This window comes from Endozoicomonas sp. ONNA2, from assembly GCF_024606365.1.
Classification (GTDB): domain Bacteria; phylum Pseudomonadota; class Gammaproteobacteria; order Pseudomonadales; family Endozoicomonadaceae; genus Endozoicomonas.
The window spans coordinates 1-1,795 of record NZ_JAHHPO010000399.1 but is presented as its reverse complement, the minus strand read 5'-3'; the positions used below and the strand labels follow the sequence as shown (position 1 = coordinate 1,795).

Annotated in this window: 1 protein-coding gene; it reads right to left on the bottom strand. The window is 44.7% G+C overall.

Annotation, left to right across the window (positions count from 1 at the left end; all coding sequences use genetic code 11):
• A partial coding sequence (locus KDK14_RS07225) for a hypothetical protein (protein WP_257264377.1) occupies window positions 1-1,795 on the bottom strand: 1,795 nt, incomplete at both ends.

Below are 1,795 nucleotides of genomic sequence, written 5' to 3'. Positions count from 1 at the left end.
GCCATAACTTATCATTGATATTAATTTCACTGAAGGACAGTAATTTTACAACAGTATTAACTGTTAATTGAGCTGTACTCACGGCATTAGTTCTATACTCATTCCAAAAACGTAACAGGTAGTTAAAGGTGGTGTCAGCTTGAAAATCGGTTTCACATTTCGCCAGCCACTCAAGGCTTTTGAATGAAAACTGGCACTTGGGGTGCTGGCTAATAGTCGCAATCCGACCCGGGTTCAGGTATGTGAGGTTAAATTGCTCAAGGTAAAAATCAGGAAATGCAGTCAGTAGCTGGTTTAATGTTGCGTCATGGATTACTTCACTGTTAATAAGGGCCATAAGCAGGTTAAATGTATCCCGGTTATTGGGTAGTGACTGTAATGCCAGTTGTTCTGTATTTTCCGGGATAGCTATGAAATTGAGTTTATCTTCACTGATATCTTTGACGATATTCAAGTTATTCTCAGAAGGGTTGTATTGGTTCACCCCGGGTTCCTTGTAGGGCCAGACTTCTTGAGCTTCGCTTACTTGCCACTGTGTGGCCACTTGACAGTCATTGGCATACCCTTCGTCGTCCAGATAGCTGCTTTCCCTGCTGAAATCACCCTCCTGGTACTCAAGGGGGTGTGGGAGTGACGTGGCCGGTGGCAATGAAGCCAATTGATTTTCATTGTGATGTTCATCTGAACAGAAATAAAACAGGTAGTCCCGGTAATCTTCTGCGAAATACCCATTCTCAAGTAAGTAGAGTACCGGGCCAAAGCGATCTTCGGTCAGCTCTCTTGACGCTGAATCTGCCATAATACCTTGTTGCAGTCTTTCAGCGACCGTTTTTTCCGGTGCCTTATTGTCATTGAAAGCCTGCCAGAAGACTCCCATGTCATCGGTTAATTCTGCCTGCTCCTTTGGATAAAGGTTTTTAATGACGACCATGGCAAACAGCTTGTTTTTATCCAGTGCTTTATGACCGTTGGAAAACTGCTCAAGGTAAATTTGAAACTCATTGACGATATTTGTCTTCAGTCGTCTGTCGTCAATGGCGCTTGCCATAGAGTAGATCAATGCCTTATCCATCTGTTCAGCGACATTTTGCCCACTGATATGAATGGTTTTCAGCTGCTTGTACAGTTCGGGGCCGACATTTTCCGCATCCAGAGTGGGAATAATGGGAATAATCAGGTCAAAAAATCGGGTACGATCACTGGCCGTGAGTATTTCATCCGCCAGGATATAGACAAAATAGATGGGTTGTTTAACGTGGCCTGAGCCATTCAGGTAGCCATTGATACAATGCAGTGTTTCCAATGCTTCCAGCTGGCAGGGGCTCGTCAGGTTTTCAACAATGACAACATCATGCCTGCTGTGGTTAAGGGCATCATTGAGTTGCTGGAGGTAATGACTGATATCTGACTTGTCGGCACTGTTCTCTTGCCGGGTGAGCCGCTTTTTCTGGCTTGTTTTCGTTAATACCGTGAATAAATACAGTATGAGCAGTGTTGCCACCAGTAACAATGAAAGTTCAGCCAATAAAGGAGCATACTTTTTGGTATAGGCCAGCATCTGGTCGGGCAAATGCAAGTGTAGTGCCCTGACCACTGAACTTTGATCAATACCCAGACTGCCACTGAGATAGCCAAACGTGGCAATGGCATAGCTGGTTAATAAGGCCGCCACCACTGCAGTAACCTTCTTCCAGACTCTGGGTTGAGGCTGCAGTGCTTTATGCTCATCGGGTAACTTGCCTGTGACGCTAAACAGAAGTTGTTCTAATAATGCTTTCTCATTTTCGTTACTGCC